At 57.6% G+C, this 14,324-nt stretch carries 11 protein-coding genes; all 11 read left to right on the forward strand.

Annotated features, from left to right (window positions below; genetic code table 11):
• Window positions 1-68 precede the first annotated feature (68 nt).
• The 11 genes from COHPA_RS24705 to spoVE all read left to right on the forward strand — a co-directional run bounded on the left by COHPA_RS24705 (window position 69) and on the right by spoVE (window position 14,147).
• On the forward strand, window positions 69-1,247 hold the full coding sequence (locus COHPA_RS24705) for a DUF4349 domain-containing protein (protein ID WP_027088339.1): 1,179 nt from the start codon (window positions 69-71) through the stop codon (window positions 1,245-1,247).
• 162 nt (window positions 1,248-1,409) lie between these two features.
• Window positions 1,410-1,847 (forward strand): division/cell wall cluster transcriptional repressor MraZ, encoded by a 438-nt coding sequence (gene mraZ, locus COHPA_RS0122180; RefSeq protein ID WP_027088340.1) that lies wholly within the window; start codon window positions 1,410-1,412, stop codon window positions 1,845-1,847.
• Between the two features lie 80 nt (window positions 1,848-1,927).
• A complete protein-coding gene (rsmH, locus tag COHPA_RS0122185; RefSeq protein ID WP_027088341.1) occupies window positions 1,928-2,896 on the forward strand; it encodes a 16S rRNA (cytosine(1402)-N(4))-methyltransferase RsmH in 969 nt (322 codons plus the stop codon).
• A 35-nt stretch (window positions 2,897-2,931) separates the two neighbouring features.
• Complete coding sequence (gene ftsL / locus COHPA_RS0122190; RefSeq protein WP_027088342.1) at window positions 2,932-3,342, forward strand: cell division protein FtsL; 411 nt, start codon at window positions 2,932-2,934, stop codon at window positions 3,340-3,342.
• Between the two features lie 30 nt (window positions 3,343-3,372).
• On the forward strand, window positions 3,373-5,649 hold the full coding sequence (locus COHPA_RS0122195; RefSeq protein WP_027088343.1) for a penicillin-binding transpeptidase domain-containing protein: 2,277 nt from the start codon (window positions 3,373-3,375) through the stop codon (window positions 5,647-5,649).
• 88 nt (window positions 5,650-5,737) lie between these two features.
• Window positions 5,738-7,660 (forward strand): stage V sporulation protein D, encoded by a 1,923-nt coding sequence (locus COHPA_RS0122200; RefSeq protein WP_027088344.1) that lies wholly within the window; start codon window positions 5,738-5,740, stop codon window positions 7,658-7,660.
• Window positions 7,661-7,702: 42 nt separating this feature from the next.
• Window positions 7,703-9,193, forward strand: coding sequence for a UDP-N-acetylmuramoyl-L-alanyl-D-glutamate--2,6-diaminopimelate ligase (locus tag COHPA_RS0122205; protein WP_035121742.1), 1,491 nt, complete (start codon window positions 7,703-7,705; stop codon window positions 9,191-9,193).
• Window positions 9,190-10,596: a UDP-N-acetylmuramoyl-tripeptide--D-alanyl-D-alanine ligase gene (locus COHPA_RS0122210; protein ID WP_027088346.1), complete on the forward strand. Its 1,407-nt coding sequence runs from the start codon at window positions 9,190-9,192 to the stop codon at window positions 10,594-10,596. Before COHPA_RS0122205 ends, COHPA_RS0122210 begins: the two co-directional genes overlap by 4 nt.
• A 4-nt stretch (window positions 10,597-10,600) precedes the next feature.
• The gene (gene mraY / locus COHPA_RS0122215) at window positions 10,601-11,566 is read left to right on the forward strand and encodes a phospho-N-acetylmuramoyl-pentapeptide-transferase (RefSeq protein WP_027088347.1); all 966 of its coding nucleotides are present in this window, start codon (window positions 10,601-10,603) and stop codon (window positions 11,564-11,566) included.
• 4 nt (window positions 11,567-11,570) lie between these two features.
• Entirely contained in the window at window positions 11,571-13,007 is a 1,437-nt protein-coding gene (gene murD / locus COHPA_RS0122220) for a UDP-N-acetylmuramoyl-L-alanine--D-glutamate ligase (RefSeq protein ID WP_027088348.1), read from the forward strand.
• 42 nt (window positions 13,008-13,049) lie between these two features.
• On the forward strand, window positions 13,050-14,147 hold the full coding sequence (spoVE, locus tag COHPA_RS0122225) for a stage V sporulation protein E (protein WP_027088349.1): 1,098 nt from the start codon (window positions 13,050-13,052) through the stop codon (window positions 14,145-14,147).
• Window positions 14,148-14,324 lie beyond the last annotated feature (177 nt).

Here is a 14,324-nt window from a genome sequence, read left to right on the forward strand (position 1 = left end):
CATTATTGGAAACCTTTTCTTGTCTCCCCTCGTCTAGGGCATTAGAAACCGAAAAGGGGAGATCAGAGATGAAGGGAAACAGACGGAGCAAGCTTAAAGCCTTGCTTGGAATCGCGATGGCGGTACTACTGATGCTCGGGCTAGCGGCATGCTCTAGCAATGATGCAGACGAAGACGCGGCTGTGGCGGAAGCGCCGCAAGCGAATGCAGCCAAGTCGGTTGCTAATTACAACGAGGCCGATTCCGCTTTCGCGATGAACGACCAATACGGGGCCCCCGTCTCCGAAGGGGCCTCTGCGGCGTCGGAGGCTCCCGAGATGCCGGAAGCGGAAAGCCAAGCGCTCGGAGGGAGCCAGGCAGCAGTCGGCGGAGGCATCGGCGCGAACTCGGACAACGCCGCGGGCATGGATCGCAAAGTCATCTACCGGGCGAACATGGTCATGAAAGTGGAGAAGTTCGAGACGGCCGAGGAGCAGCTTACGAATCTCATTCATATGTCGCCGGGCGCGTACATTCTGCAGTTCAACGACAGCCGCAATCCGGACGAGAAAGGCGCGAGCTATGTCGTCAAAGTCCCATCGAACGGTTTTAACTCTTTCCTCGACGGGCTAAAGAAAATCAAAACGATCTATCAAGAACGCGATCTGCAAGGGAACGACGTTACCGAAGAATACGTGGATCTCGGCGCGCGGCTGAAAGCGAAGCAAGTCGTCGAGGAACGTCTGCTCGGCTTTATGGACAAAGCGACGAGAACCGACGATTTGGTCAAGTTCTCCAACGAATTGGCGCGCGTGCAAGAGGAGATCGAACAGCTTAAAGGAAGAATGCGTTATCTCGATCAGAACGTCGCGTTCTCCACGGTCAGCATTCGTCTCTATCAGAGCGAGCACGCAGAAGCGAAAGCAGAGGAAGAGCCGGAGGACAAAAGCTTCGGCGACCGCATCTACGACGCGTTATCCGGCAGCGCGAACGTGCTTAGGCAGTTCGGCGAAGGCTTGCTCGTCGTGATCGCCGCGCTGCTTCCGGTACTCGTCGTACTGACGGTAATCGGCATTCCGGCTTATGTCGTCATGAGGAGACGGCATGCGGCAAGAAGGGCGAGCGCCGAAGCGAGAAGAAGAGAGATGATCGCTCACAATCGGAGCTTGAGCGACACCGCGGAAGGCGACGAAGACGAATCGGAGCGCATCTCGTCGAAAGAGGAGGAAACCCCGGACACGAACGAAGTCGATCGCAAGGAAATATAGAAGAAAGCTGCTATTAAAGAGAGAACAATGTCTTTTAGTCCCTAAAATATTTTTTTCAAAATCCTGCTAACGAGGCAGGATTTTTATTTTATGATGCGAATAATCATTATAAGTGGTTAAAAGTGGTGGAAAGTGGTGGAGGATGGGGGGTGCGGAGAGCGAATGTTTCTGGGCGAATTTCAGCATAGCATTGACGACAAGGGACGCATTATTATCCCGGCGAAATTCCGCGAAGCTCTCGGCATAGATTTCATCATCACCCGCGGCTTGGACAACTGCTTGTTCGTTTATCCACGCAAGGAATGGAATGCGCTCGAAGAGCGAATGAAAGCTTTGCCTTCGATGGCCGCCAACGCGCGCGCGTTCTCCAGGCTCCTGTTCTCGGGCGCATCGGAATGCGAGTGGGATAAACAGGGAAGGGTAAACGTGCCGAACCACTTAAGGGAATACGCCAAGCTGGATAAGGAATGCACGGTCATCGGCGTATCCAGCCGGGTAGAGATTTGGGATAAAGCGACTTGGGAACAATATTCCAAAGCATCCGAAGACTCTTTCAACGAGATCGCGGAGAAGCTCGTCGACTTCGATTTCAACTTCTAATGAGCTAACAACTTCTACAAAGCATATAGACTTACACAAGAAAGACGGACCCGACTTCAGGGTGCCGGGGGGCAGGAACGATGTTTCATCACGTAACGGTATTGAAAGAGGAATCGGTAAAAGGTTTGAATATTCGTCCGGACGGCATTTACGTCGATTGCACGTTAGGCGGAGCGGGGCATAGCGAGTTGATCGCCAGCCAGCTTGGGCCAAGCGGCCGACTGATCGCCTTCGACCAAGACGAAACGGCGCTTGCGAACGCGCGAATCAGGCTTGCTTCCTACGAGAAGGTCGTTACGCTGGTGAAAAGCAACTTCCGCTACCTTAAGCAGGCGCTTCGCGAAGTCGGAGTGCCGGAGCAAGACGGCTGTCCGCAAGTGGACGGCGTGCTGTTCGATCTCGGCGTATCCAGCCCGCAGCTGGATGAAGCCGATCGGGGCTTCAGCTACAACCATGACGCGGATCTGGACATGCGAATGGACCGAGACGAGCCCCTTACGGCGAAGACGATCGTCAACGAATGGGACGAGCGGGAGATCGCGGACATCCTTCGCGATTACGGGGAAGAGAAGTTCGCGCGCAAAATCGCCGCGAACATCGTCAAAGCAAGACAGAAAGCGCCCATCCTGAAGACGGGCGAGCTCGCGGAGATTATCAAGTCGTCGATTCCGGCCGCTACGCGCCGCACGGGACCGCATCCTGCCAAGCGCTCGTTTCAAGCGCTACGCATCGCGGTGAACGACGAGCTTGGCGCTTTCCAAGACGCGCTGGAACAAGCCATCGATTGCGTCGGCCCCGGAGGGCGGATCGCGGTCATTACGTTCCACTCGCTGGAGGATCGGATTTGCAAACAGACGTTCGCCAGCGAACTGGCAAGCTGCAGCTGCCCGCCGGATTTTCCGGTATGCGTATGCGGCGGCGGGGACGGCAGGCTCAAGCTGACGCCTCGCAAGCCGATCGTGCCGACAGAGGCGGAGCTGGAAGCGAATCCGCGCGCTAGATCATCCAAGTTAAGAATCGCCGAAAAACTCGCAAAAGCGGGTTCCTAAATACAACACCAAATTACGAGAGGGGAAAAAGACGAATGCAATATTACGGCAACCTTGCGCTTAGGCCGGAACGCGTTCAAGAACAACCGCAATCGCCCGCGCGCCAGCAGTCGCAGCAGGTAAATAAAGTCGTTCGCCGCCGGTCGATCACAATGGGAGAAAAGCTGTTATACTTAGTTACGGTCGCCGTCGTCGTTCTCGTAGCGGGCCTCATCATTTATCGTTACGCTGAAATCTATCAAATCAACGGGCAAATTCAAGATACGACTCGCCAATACACGCAGACGACCGAGCATATGAAAGAGCTTCAAAGGGAAGTAGAACATCTAAGCGATATGAAAAGAATTCGAGATTTGGCTGCAGGCTACGGAATGGTACAGGTCGAAAACCGCAGCATCACGATCACTTCGAGCGGCGGCGATCAAGCCGTTGTCGCGAAGCCGTAGCGCGGGCCGGCGTGTGAAGAGGGCTAACGGATGACGAAACGAATAAAGCTCAGAACGCTGTTAATGGGAGGGTTTTTCACCCTCCTATTTGTCGGTTTAATCTTCAGGCTTTACTGGGTTCAAGTCGTCAAAGCGGATTTCTGGTCGGCGCAAGCGATGAAAACGTGGATTACGAGCGAGACGATCAAGCAGGAGCGGGGCATGCTCCTAGATCGGGACGGCAAAGTGCTGGCCGCGGACGCGCTCGCCTATACGGTCGCGGTAGGGCCGAAAAGGTTGAACGAACTTGAGCAGAAGCATCCGGAATGGAAGCTGACCGATCAGATCGTCGCCAAGCTGCGCGAAGTGCTCGGGACCGGCGAAAGCGATCTTCGCAAAGCTGCAACATCGAAGAAAGATAACGGGGAGCTGCGCGATCAGCGGGAAATACGTCCTGACGGCTGGAAAGTCGATAAGGCGGTCAAAGACGCGCTGAGCGAATTCCGCGACTCGCTTCGCAAGCAGACCGGAACGAACGATGTCGGTCTCTATTTCGTCGAGGATACGAAGCGTTATTATCCGAACGGCGCGCTCGCTTCGCAAATTCTCGGTTACGAGAGTAAGGAAGGCGAAGCGGTCATCGGACTTGAGAAAGAGCTGAACGATCAGCTGAAGGGCGAACCGGGCTTCATCAAATACCAGAAGGACGGCACGAGAACCCAACTGCCTAACGGGGAGCTGGATTTCAAGCAAGCCATTAACGGGAACGACGTTACGCTGACGATCGATAGGGACATTCAGTTCTACATCGAAGAGGCGTTGCGCAAAGCCTATGAGAAGTATAAACCGATCAGTATTACGGCGATTGCCGCGGATCCGAATACGATGGAGATTCTCGGCATGTCGAGCATGCCTGATTTTAATCCGAACAATTACTGGGATTATTCGAACAATCAAGCCGCATTCCGCAATAACGCGATCCAATCGCTCTACGAGCCGGGCTCGACGTTTAAGATCGTTACGTTGGCAGGAGCCGTTCAGGAAGGCTTGTTCGACCCGAACGAGATGTACATGTCCGGCCGAATCAAGTATACCGAGAAAGACAAGCCGATCCGCGATTACAACTACACGGGCTGGGGCGAAATCTCGATGCTGGACGGGCTCAAGCACTCCAGTAACGTCGCGTTCGTAACGCTTGGCTATGAGCGGTTGGGCAAAGAACGTCTGGTCAACTACATCAACAATTTCGGGTTCGGCCAGAAAACGGGCATCGAGCTGCCTAACGAGGTGTCGCGTCCATACAGCTTGGATTACCCGTCCGAAGTCGCGACCGCAGCGATCGGACAAGGTAAAGTTCTCGTCACGCCGATTCAGCAGGTAACGGCCGTCGCGGCCGTCGCGAACGGAGGCAAGCTGCTTGAGCCGCACATCGTAAAATCGATCACGAATAACGAGACCGGCGAGAAAATCGTGACGGAACCGAAGGTGATTCGCCAGGTTATATCCGAGGAGACGTCCCGCAAAGTAGGCGATTACTTGGAACAGGTTGTCAGCGACCGAGAGATCGGCTCCGGCAAGCTGGCGTACATCCCGGGCTACAGGATCGCAGGCAAGACCGGCACCGCGCAGAAAGTCAGCACGGGCGGGCAAACGGATCCTAACGGCAGCGGTTACGCCAAAGACCGGTTCGTCGTATCGTTCATCGGATATGCCCCGGTAGAAGCTCCGAAAATCGTGTTGTACGTCATCATGGACGAACCGCAGGCGGAAAGCGCCTTCGGCGGCACGCTCATCGGGCCGATCTTCAAAGAAATCATGGGCCAGTCGCTGGAGCATCTCGGCGTGAAGCCGAATATGCCGAAGCTGGAGGCGTCGTCGATCTCGGCTGCCCATACGGCCGCAAGCGCCGAGATCACGGCGAAGGTGCCTGACGTCGTCGGCATGACGGTGTCTCAGGCTCAATCGGCGTTAAAGCAGAAGAACTTCCCGGTCGGCGTGCTGGGCAAAGGCACGAAGGTGCTTCAGCAGCTTCCGAAAGCGGGCAGCGTCATGCCGGATTCCCAGCGCATCTATTTGCTTACCGCCACGCAACAAGGCGGGGTGCCTGATCTGACGGGATTGTCGTTGCGGGACGCCATTGAGATGTGCTCGCTCCTGCAGGTTCCGTTCACGGTCGACGGAGAAGGTTATGTCACGAGTCAGAAAGCGGCTAAAATCGGCAGTCAGTGGACGCTTCAGCTGACGCTGTCCCCCCAAGGGCAACAGGCGAACGATCAGGACGACGGATCCGATCAGGACGACTCGTCAGATCAGCCGGCTTCCGAATAGAGAAGGCTTGTTCTAACCCCTCTCGTCCAAGAATAGTTTGAACTATGCGAAAGCTTGTTCAGACGTCTTGGCCGAGGGGGTTTTTGTTGTGAAAATATCGCAAGTGACCGTGCGGAAGAGGCTATACTTGGCGCTGATCCTCGTCATCGTCGCTTTCGGCGCTTTGGTCGTCAGACTCGGTTACGTGCAACTGTGGAAAGGCAGCGAAATTACGAAAAAGGCGGAGGATTCGTGGCGCCGGAACATTCCGTACGCGCCGAACCGGGGAGAGATTCTGGATCGCAACGGCGTGCGGCTCGCCTATAATATCAGCACTCCGACGATTATGGCGATACCCGTTCAGGTCAAAGACCCGCGAGGCACGGCGCGCGCGCTCGCCGGGCCTCTTAGCATGTCGGAGGAGCAGCTCTATCGGCTGCTGACGAAGAGAGAGATGATCGTCGCCCTCAAGCCGGGCGGACGCAAAATAACGAAGGAGAAAGCGCAGCAGATTAGCGATTTGGCGCTTCCGGGCGTCGTGGTGGCGGAGGACAACCGCAGATATTATCCGTTCGGCTCGCTGGCGTCGCACGTGCTCGGTTTTACCGGCGGATACAATCAAGGGCTAACCGGCCTTGAGCTGCAATACGACGACAGGCTGACCGGCATTAAGGGCGGCGTGAACTATTTGGCCGATGCGGCGGGCAATTCGATGCCGGGCTCCTCGGACACGTTCGACGCGCCGAAGGACGGTCTTTCCTTGCAGCTGACGATCGACCAGAAAGTCCAATCGATCGTCGAACGCGAATTAGACCAAGCGGTATTGCAATACAATCCGAAGAGCGCGATTGCGATCGCGATGGACCCGAATACCGGAGAAATTCTCGCGATGGGCAGCAGGCCGACCTATCAGCCCGACAAGTATCAGGAAGTTTCCCCCGAAGTGTACAACCGCAATTTGCCGATCTGGATGACCTACGAGCCGGGGTCGACGTTCAAGATTATTACGCTTGCCGCCGCCATTCAGGAGGGGAAGGTCGATCTGGAGCACGAGCATTTCTATGACCCGGGCGCGATCGAGGTGGGAGGCGCGAGACTGCGGTGCTGGAAGAAAGGCGGGCACGGCAGCCAGTCTTTCCTCGAAGTCGTCGAGAACTCCTGCAACCCGGGTTTCGTCGTCCTGGGCCAGCGGCTCGGCAAGGATAAGTTGTTCCAATACATTAACGAATTCGGCTTCGGCAAGAAGACGGGAATCGACTTGAAAGGCGAGGAGAACGGCATTCTGTTCAAACCGAGCCGGGTCGGTCCGGTGGAGCTCGCGACGACGGCGTTCGGCCAAGGCGTATCCGTGACCCCGATTCAGCAGATCGCCGCCGTCTCGGCCGTCATTAACGGAGGTAAGCTCTACAAGCCGTTCGTCTCGAAGGCATGGATGCAACCGGACACCGGCATCATTCTAGAAGAAGGCAAACCGCAGCTCGTGAGGCAGGTCATCAGCGAGGAGACGTCCAAGAAGGTCAGGGCGGCATTGGAGAACGTCGTCGCGCAAGGCACGGGGCGCAACGCGTTCTTGGACGGATATAGAGTCGGTGGCAAAACGGGTACCGCTCAGAAGGTCGTGAACGGACGTTATTCGACGAGCGAGCATATCGTATCGTTCATCGGATTCGCGCCTGCCGACGATCCGAAGCTGATCGTGTACGTCGCCATCGATAATCCGCAAGGCATCCAATTCGGCGGGGTCGTCGCCGCGCCCGTCGTTCACAACATTATGGCGGATGCTTTGCCTTACTTGGGCGTTCAGCCTCGGACGACGCAAGTCGAGAAGGAATTCAAATACGGGGATACGCCGATCGTCAAAGTTCCGAATCTCGTAGGCAAGACGGTGTCGGACATTTACGAGGATATGAACATGAACTTCCAGCTAGCCGCTTCCGGCAGCGGCAACACGGTCATTCGGCAAGCGCCGGCGGCCGGAACGAAGCTGGAACGGGGTTCGGTTATCCGCATCTATTTGGGAGCGGAAGATTAGAAGCGTAATTCAGACCATCGGTCGAGGGGAGCCGTGATCTTCGTGCGATTGAGCGAGCTGGCCAAGCAATTGTTGATTCGGAGCATCGTCGGAGATCCCGCGGCGATCATCACGAGTCTGGCGTCAGATTCCCGGCTTGCGCAGCCGGGTTGCCTGTTCTTCTGCTTGCCGGGGCTGAAGGACGACGGACATCGCTTCGCCGTGCAGGCCGTCGAGCGCGGAGCGGCAGCCCTGGTCACCGCGCGCGTGCTCGAGTTTCCGGTCGCCCAACTGATCGTACCGGACACGAGACAGGCGCTGGCGATGCTGGCCGACTTCTATTACGGCCGGCCTTCGCATCGGCTCAGACCGATCGGCGTCACAGGCACGAACGGGAAAACGACGACGACGTATTTGATCGAGCAAATTTTGGCGGACGCCGGCATCGCGCCGGGTGTTATCGGCACGATCGAGACCCGCTACGGCGGGCGCCATTACCCGATGTCGGGAACGACGCCCGACTCGCTCGAGCTGCAGAGCATCTTCAAGTCGATGGTCGACGCGGGAACGGACCGTTGCGTCATGGAAGTGTCCTCGCACGCGCTGGAGCAAGGGCGGGTCAAGGGTTGCCGCTTCCGCACGGCGGTGTTCACCAACCTGACGCAAGACCATCTGGACTATCACGGCTCGATGGAGGCGTACGAGAAAGCCAAGGCGCTGTTCTTCTCGCGGCTCGGCAACGTCTATTACGACGATCCGAAGCTGCGCTCCTATGCCGTGCTTAACGCGGACGATCCCGTAGCCGCAGCGTACGCGAGAACGACGGCGACGGAGACGGTTACGTACGGGATCGACGGCGAAGCGCAGCTGCGGGCATCGCGGTTGGCCATCTCGGCGGGAGGCACGTCGTTCCTGCTGGATTCTTTCTGGGGCAGCCGGCGCGTCAACCTGAAGCTCGTCGGCAAGTTTAACGTCTACAATGCGCTTGCAGCCTTAGGGGCGGCGATATGCGAAGGAATCGATCTGCAGGAGGCGGTCCGAAGTCTCGAACGAATTCCGGGCGTGCCCGGCCGGGTGGAGCCGGTCAACGCCGGTCAGTCCTTCGCGGTCATCGTCGATTATGCGCATACCCCGGACGGATTAGAGAACGTCCTGAGAACGGTCAAGGAGTTGACGAACGGGCGGGTCATCTGCGTATTCGGCTGCGGAGGCGACCGCGACAGGGCGAAGCGTCCGATGATGGGACGGATCGCCGCAGCCTACGCGGACGCGGTCATCGTCACGAGCGATAATCCTCGCACGGAGGATCCTTATCAGATCCTGCAGCATATCGAAGCGGGTCTCCTTGCGGCTTCCGTGCCGTCCGATAAATACGAGCTAGTGCCAGATAGGCGCGCCGCGATCGAAAAAGCGGTTGAAATGGCAAGCCAAGGCGATGTAGTATTGATTGCGGGGAAGGGACATGAAACCTACCAATTGATCGGCGGAGTCGCCTACGATTTCGATGACCGCCTCGTAGCGAAAGAAGCGATAAGGAGTCGAACGAATAGATGAAAGCAACGATAGAGCAAGTCGCCGAGTGGTGCGGGAGCGCTGGGGCCGCGGGGTTGCCGGACCAAGCGGCCGGCATCTTCGTGACCGGAGTTACTTGGGATTCCCGGAAGATCGTTCCCGGGAGTCTTTTCGTGCCTCTCGCGGGAGAACGTCATGACGGGCACGATTATATCGGCGACGCGGAACAAGCGGGCGCCGTTGCCGCGCTATGGGAGACCGGCAGGCCTCGCCCCGAACAGGCGAAGCTGCCGCTGATTCTCGTTGCGAACGTCGTCGAAGCGTTCCAGAGGCTGGCGTCCGGTTATGTCGGCCACACGAAGGCTAAAGTCGTCGGCGTGACCGGGAGCAACGGCAAGACGACGACCAAAGATCTCGTCGCCGCGGTGCTTGGGACTGGCTTTCGCGTACATAAGACCGAGGGGAATTTCAATAACGAACTGGGCTTGCCGTATACGATCCTGAACGCGCCGGATGGCACGGAAGTATTCGTGCTCGAGATGGGGATGAGCGAGTTCGGGGAAATCGAGCTTCTGTCCAAGCTGGCTAAGCCCGACGCGGCCGTTATTACGAATATCGGCGAATCCCATTTGCTGCAGCTCGGCTCGCGGCGCAACATCGCGCGCGCGAAGCTGGAAATCGTGTCCGGAATGAAGCCGGGCGGCTTGCTCGCTTATTACGGTCAAGAGCCGCTGATTGCGGAAGAGCTTGCAACTTTGGAACGTTCCGTTCATATTAAAGAGATCACGTACGGGGAAACTAGCGATTGCGCGCTTGCGGCTAGCAATATCCTCTTGACGGCGGAAGGGACCTCCTTCTCGGTGCAGGACGCGCCGAGCGTACGGTTCGAGCTACCGATTCCGGGCCGTCACAACGCGATCAACGCGCTCGCCGCCATCGCCATCGGACGCGAGTTCGGACTGAGCATCGAACAGATCGCCAGCGGACTTCGGTCCGTCAAGCTGACGAGCATGCGCATCGAACGCGTTCAGGCGAACAACGGAGCGGTCGTTCTGAACGACGCTTATAACGCCAGTCCGACATCCGTCAAGGCGGCGATCGACCTCGTGTCGCAGTTGACCGGATACCGCTCCAAGTGGGTCGTGCTTGGCGACATGCTCGAGCTTGGGCCGGACGAAGAAGCTTTTCACGCGCACATCGGCGAATATTTGACCGATGCCAAAACCGACCGCGTGCTGCTCTTCGGTCCGTTGTCGTCGCATACTTTCGATGCAGCCAAACCGCATTTCGCGCCGGACCGCGTGCTCTATTTTCACCAGAAACAACCGTTGATCGAACATTTGCTTGCCGAGCTTAAGTCGGAAGATCTCGTATTGGTCAAAGCCTCGAGAGGCATGAGGATGGAAGAGGTCGTCGCGGCGTTGACGAAAGGAGACAGGGGGTAACGACATGGACTATACATCGCTCTTCTGGACGTTAGGCGTATCGTTCGTACTCGCCGTTCTCATCGGTCCGCTGTTCATTCCGCTTTTAAGAAGGCTGAAATTCGGCCAGCATATTCGCGAAGAAGGACCGGAGTCCCATCAGAAGAAAGCAGGAACCCCGACGATGGGCGGCATAATCATCTTATTTGCGCTTACGCTCGCATTCTTGAAATTCGCCGACAGAGGGCTGGAATATTGGTCTCTCATCGTCGCTTGTCTAGGCTTCGGACTCGTCGGCTTCCTTGACGACTATATTAAAATCGCGTTTAAACGCAACCTTGGCTTGACGGCGAAGCAGAAGCTGCTGGGCCAATTGTTGTTCTCGATCGTATTCTGCGTGCTGCTGTACAAAATGGACCACAGTACCGCGCTTTCGTTCCCCGGAGCGGATTGGTCGCTTGAGCTTGGCTGGGGCTATTACGTGCTCGTCGTCATCATGTTCTTCGCCGCCAGCAACGCCGTGAACTTCACGGACGGGGTGGACGGCTTGCTTTCCGGGACAAGCGCGATCGCGTTCGGCGCGTTCGCCATTATCGCGGTCGAAGCGACGCAGCCTCAAGCGGCGGTTTTCTGCGCGGCCACGGTTGGCGCGGTGCTCGGCTTCCTCGTATTCAACGCGCATCCGGCGAAAATTTTCATGGGCGATATCGGTTCGCTCGGTCTCGGAGGCGGCATTGCCGCGGTCGCGATTCTGACCAAGACGGAGCTGTTGCTCCTGATCATCGGCGGGGTGTTCGTCATCGAGATGCTTTCGGTCATCATTCAAGTCGTGTCTTTCAAAACGCGGAACGGCAAGCGGGTATTCAAGATGAGCCCGATTCACCATCATTTCGAGCTGTCCGGATGGTCGGAGTGGCGGGTCGTATCGACGTTCTGGTTCGTCGGTTTACTGCTCGCGGGCACCGGTCTGATTCTGTATAAGGGGCTATAACCACATGAAGGAACTATCGAGCTACAGGGGGCGCAAAGTCGTCGTCCTCGGCTTGGCCAGAAGCGGCGTTGCCGCAGCCAAGCTTTTTCACGGCATCGGCGCCGATGTCGTCGTCAACGATCGCAAAGAGCGCGAACTATGTCCCGAAGCCGACGAACTGACGGCTTTGGGCATTTCTGTTGTGTGCGGCGGCCATCCGGAAGGGCTAGTGAACGCGGCAACGGCGCTACTCGTCAAAAATCCGGGCATTCCGTACACCGCGGAACCTGTCGTGGAAGCTCAGCGCTTGGGCGTCGAAATCGTTAGCGAAGTCGAAGTCGCGGGACAGCTGTCGCCCGCGCCGATCATCGGCATTACCGGCTCCAACGGGAAAACGACGACGACGACGCTGACCGGCGTCCTGCTCGAAGCCGCGGGACTTCGCCCGCTCGTCGGCGGCAACATCGGTCGCCCGCTCAGCGACGCCGTCCGAGAGGTCGACCCGAACGGCTGGCTCGTCGCGGAGCTGAGCAGCTTCCAGCTCAAAGGGACGACGGACTTCCGTCCGCGCATCGGCTGCTTGCTCAACGTCGCGGAGACGCACCTCGATTACCATGGGGACATGGAGGATTACGTCGGTTCGAAGGCGAAATTGTTTTCTAACCAGACGGATTCCGACATTGCGATCTACAACGCCGATTACGAAGCTTGCGTACGGGTAACCGAGCGCGTCAAGGCGCGGCATTATCCGTTCTCGCTGACGAAACGTCTTGCGGTCGGCGTATTCGTCGATCCGCCGTACGCGGCTATTAAGCCCGGCGCGGAAGGGGAAGACGAAGCCGAGCGTTGGATCGTGAGCCGGACGGAAGAGGGGACGGAAGACCGCGTCATCCGCGTCGGAGAGCTTGGCCTCCCCGGAAGGCACAATACGGCGAACGCGATGGCCGCGATCGCCATCGCGTTGTGCGCCGGTGCCAAGCCGGAACAGCTCGTTCCGTCGCTTAGGAACTTCCGCGGCGTCGAGCATCGTCTCGAGTTCGTCGGAACGATTCAAGGCGTCAAGTATTACAACGACTCCAAAGCGACGAACCCGATGGCCACGACGATGTCGATCCTATCGCTGCCCTCGCCGCTTATTCTGATCGCGGGCGGTCTGGATCGCGGCTCGGATTACATGGAGCTCGTTCCGGTATTCCGGGATCGGATCAAAGGGCTCGTGGCGATCGGAGAGACGAGAGAGAAATTAGGGCGCGTGGCCGCGCTCGCCGGTTTAGAGGCGGTTAAACTCGTCGAACCTATGAGAGACGCCGAGAGCACCGTTCGCCGCGCGGTAGAGGAAGCTGCCGCCATGGCAGGGCCGGGAGACATCGTTCTGTTGTCGCCCGCATGCGCGAGCTGGGATATGTTTCCGTCTTACGAAACGAGAGGTCGCATGTTTAAGCAATCGGCGCATACGTTGTAGAAGGGGGCTTGTCCCTACTTCTGCTTTCGAGGTGTCCGGTTCATGGCCAAAACCCGTTCCGTTCCCGATTTGTGGATGATCGTCGCCATCATAGGCATCTTGGCCATTGGCGTGGTCATGGTGTACAGCGCAAGCGCGGTCGCCGCTTTCCACGATTACGGGGACGCTTACTATTACGTCAAGAGACAGCTGTTATTCGCGACGCTTGGCGTCGGCGCAATGTTCGTAACGATGAACGTAGAGTACACGGCTTGGCGCAAATATGCCGTTCCCGCCGTGTTGCTGTGCTTCGGCTTGCTCGTGATCGTGCTGACCCCCGGTCTCGGGGTCGTGCGCGGGGGAGCGCGAAGCTGGCTCGGCATCGGGTCGTTCGGCATTCAGCCTTCGGAGTTCATGAAGCTGGCGATGGTGCTTTTCCTAGCCAAGCTGCTCTCCGAACGGCAAAATCAAATTCAGCAATTCACGACGGGATTAATGCCGCCTCTTGGCACCCTGGGACTCGCATTCGGGCTTATCATGCTGCAGCCCGATCTCGGAACGGGCGCCGTCATGATCGGAGCGTCGCTCCTCGTCATCTATGTCGCCGGGGCGCGAATCGCTCATCTCGGCGGACTAGCCCTCGTCGGGTTGGTCGGATTCGTCGGACTCATCGCCGCTGCGCCTTATCGGCTTCAGCGGATTACGGCGTTCCTCGATCCTTGGCAGGATCCGCTCGGCGCGGGATATCAATCGATTCAATCGCTTTACGCGATCGGACCGGGCGGTTTGGTCGGTCTCGGGCTCGGCATGAGCCGTCAGAAGTACAACTACTTGCCCGAACCGCAGACGGATTTTATTTTCTCTATCTTGGCCGAAGAGCTCGGATTTATCGGCGGCACGCTGCTGCTTCTCCTGTTCCTGCTGCTTATTTGGCGAGGAATGCGGACGGCCATCACGATAACGGACCCGTTCGGCAGCCTGCTCGCTTCGGGCATCGTCGGCATTATCGCCGTGCAAGTGCTCATCAATATCGGCGTCGTCATCGGACTTATGCCGGTTACGGGGATTACGCTTCCCCTCGTGAGCTACGGCGGATCTTCTTTGACGTTGCTATTGACCGCGCTAGGAATTTTGCTTAATCTATCTCGGTACGCAAGATGAGAGATCCCGGCGCCCCGCGCGGGCGCTTCTTTTTATTACATTCGCCAACGACCGGTTCGTCCGGAGAACATAGAGCGCGTCCAAGGGGGCGAACCCTGGGCGATTGTCACCACCCTTGCCTACCTGTCATAAGATACAGCGTGATCGTGACAGCCGAATGCAAGGCGCCGGCATCGT

The organism is Cohnella panacarvi Gsoil 349 (assembly GCF_000515335.1).
Taxonomy (GTDB): Bacteria; Bacillota; Bacilli; order Paenibacillales; family Paenibacillaceae; genus Cohnella; species Cohnella panacarvi.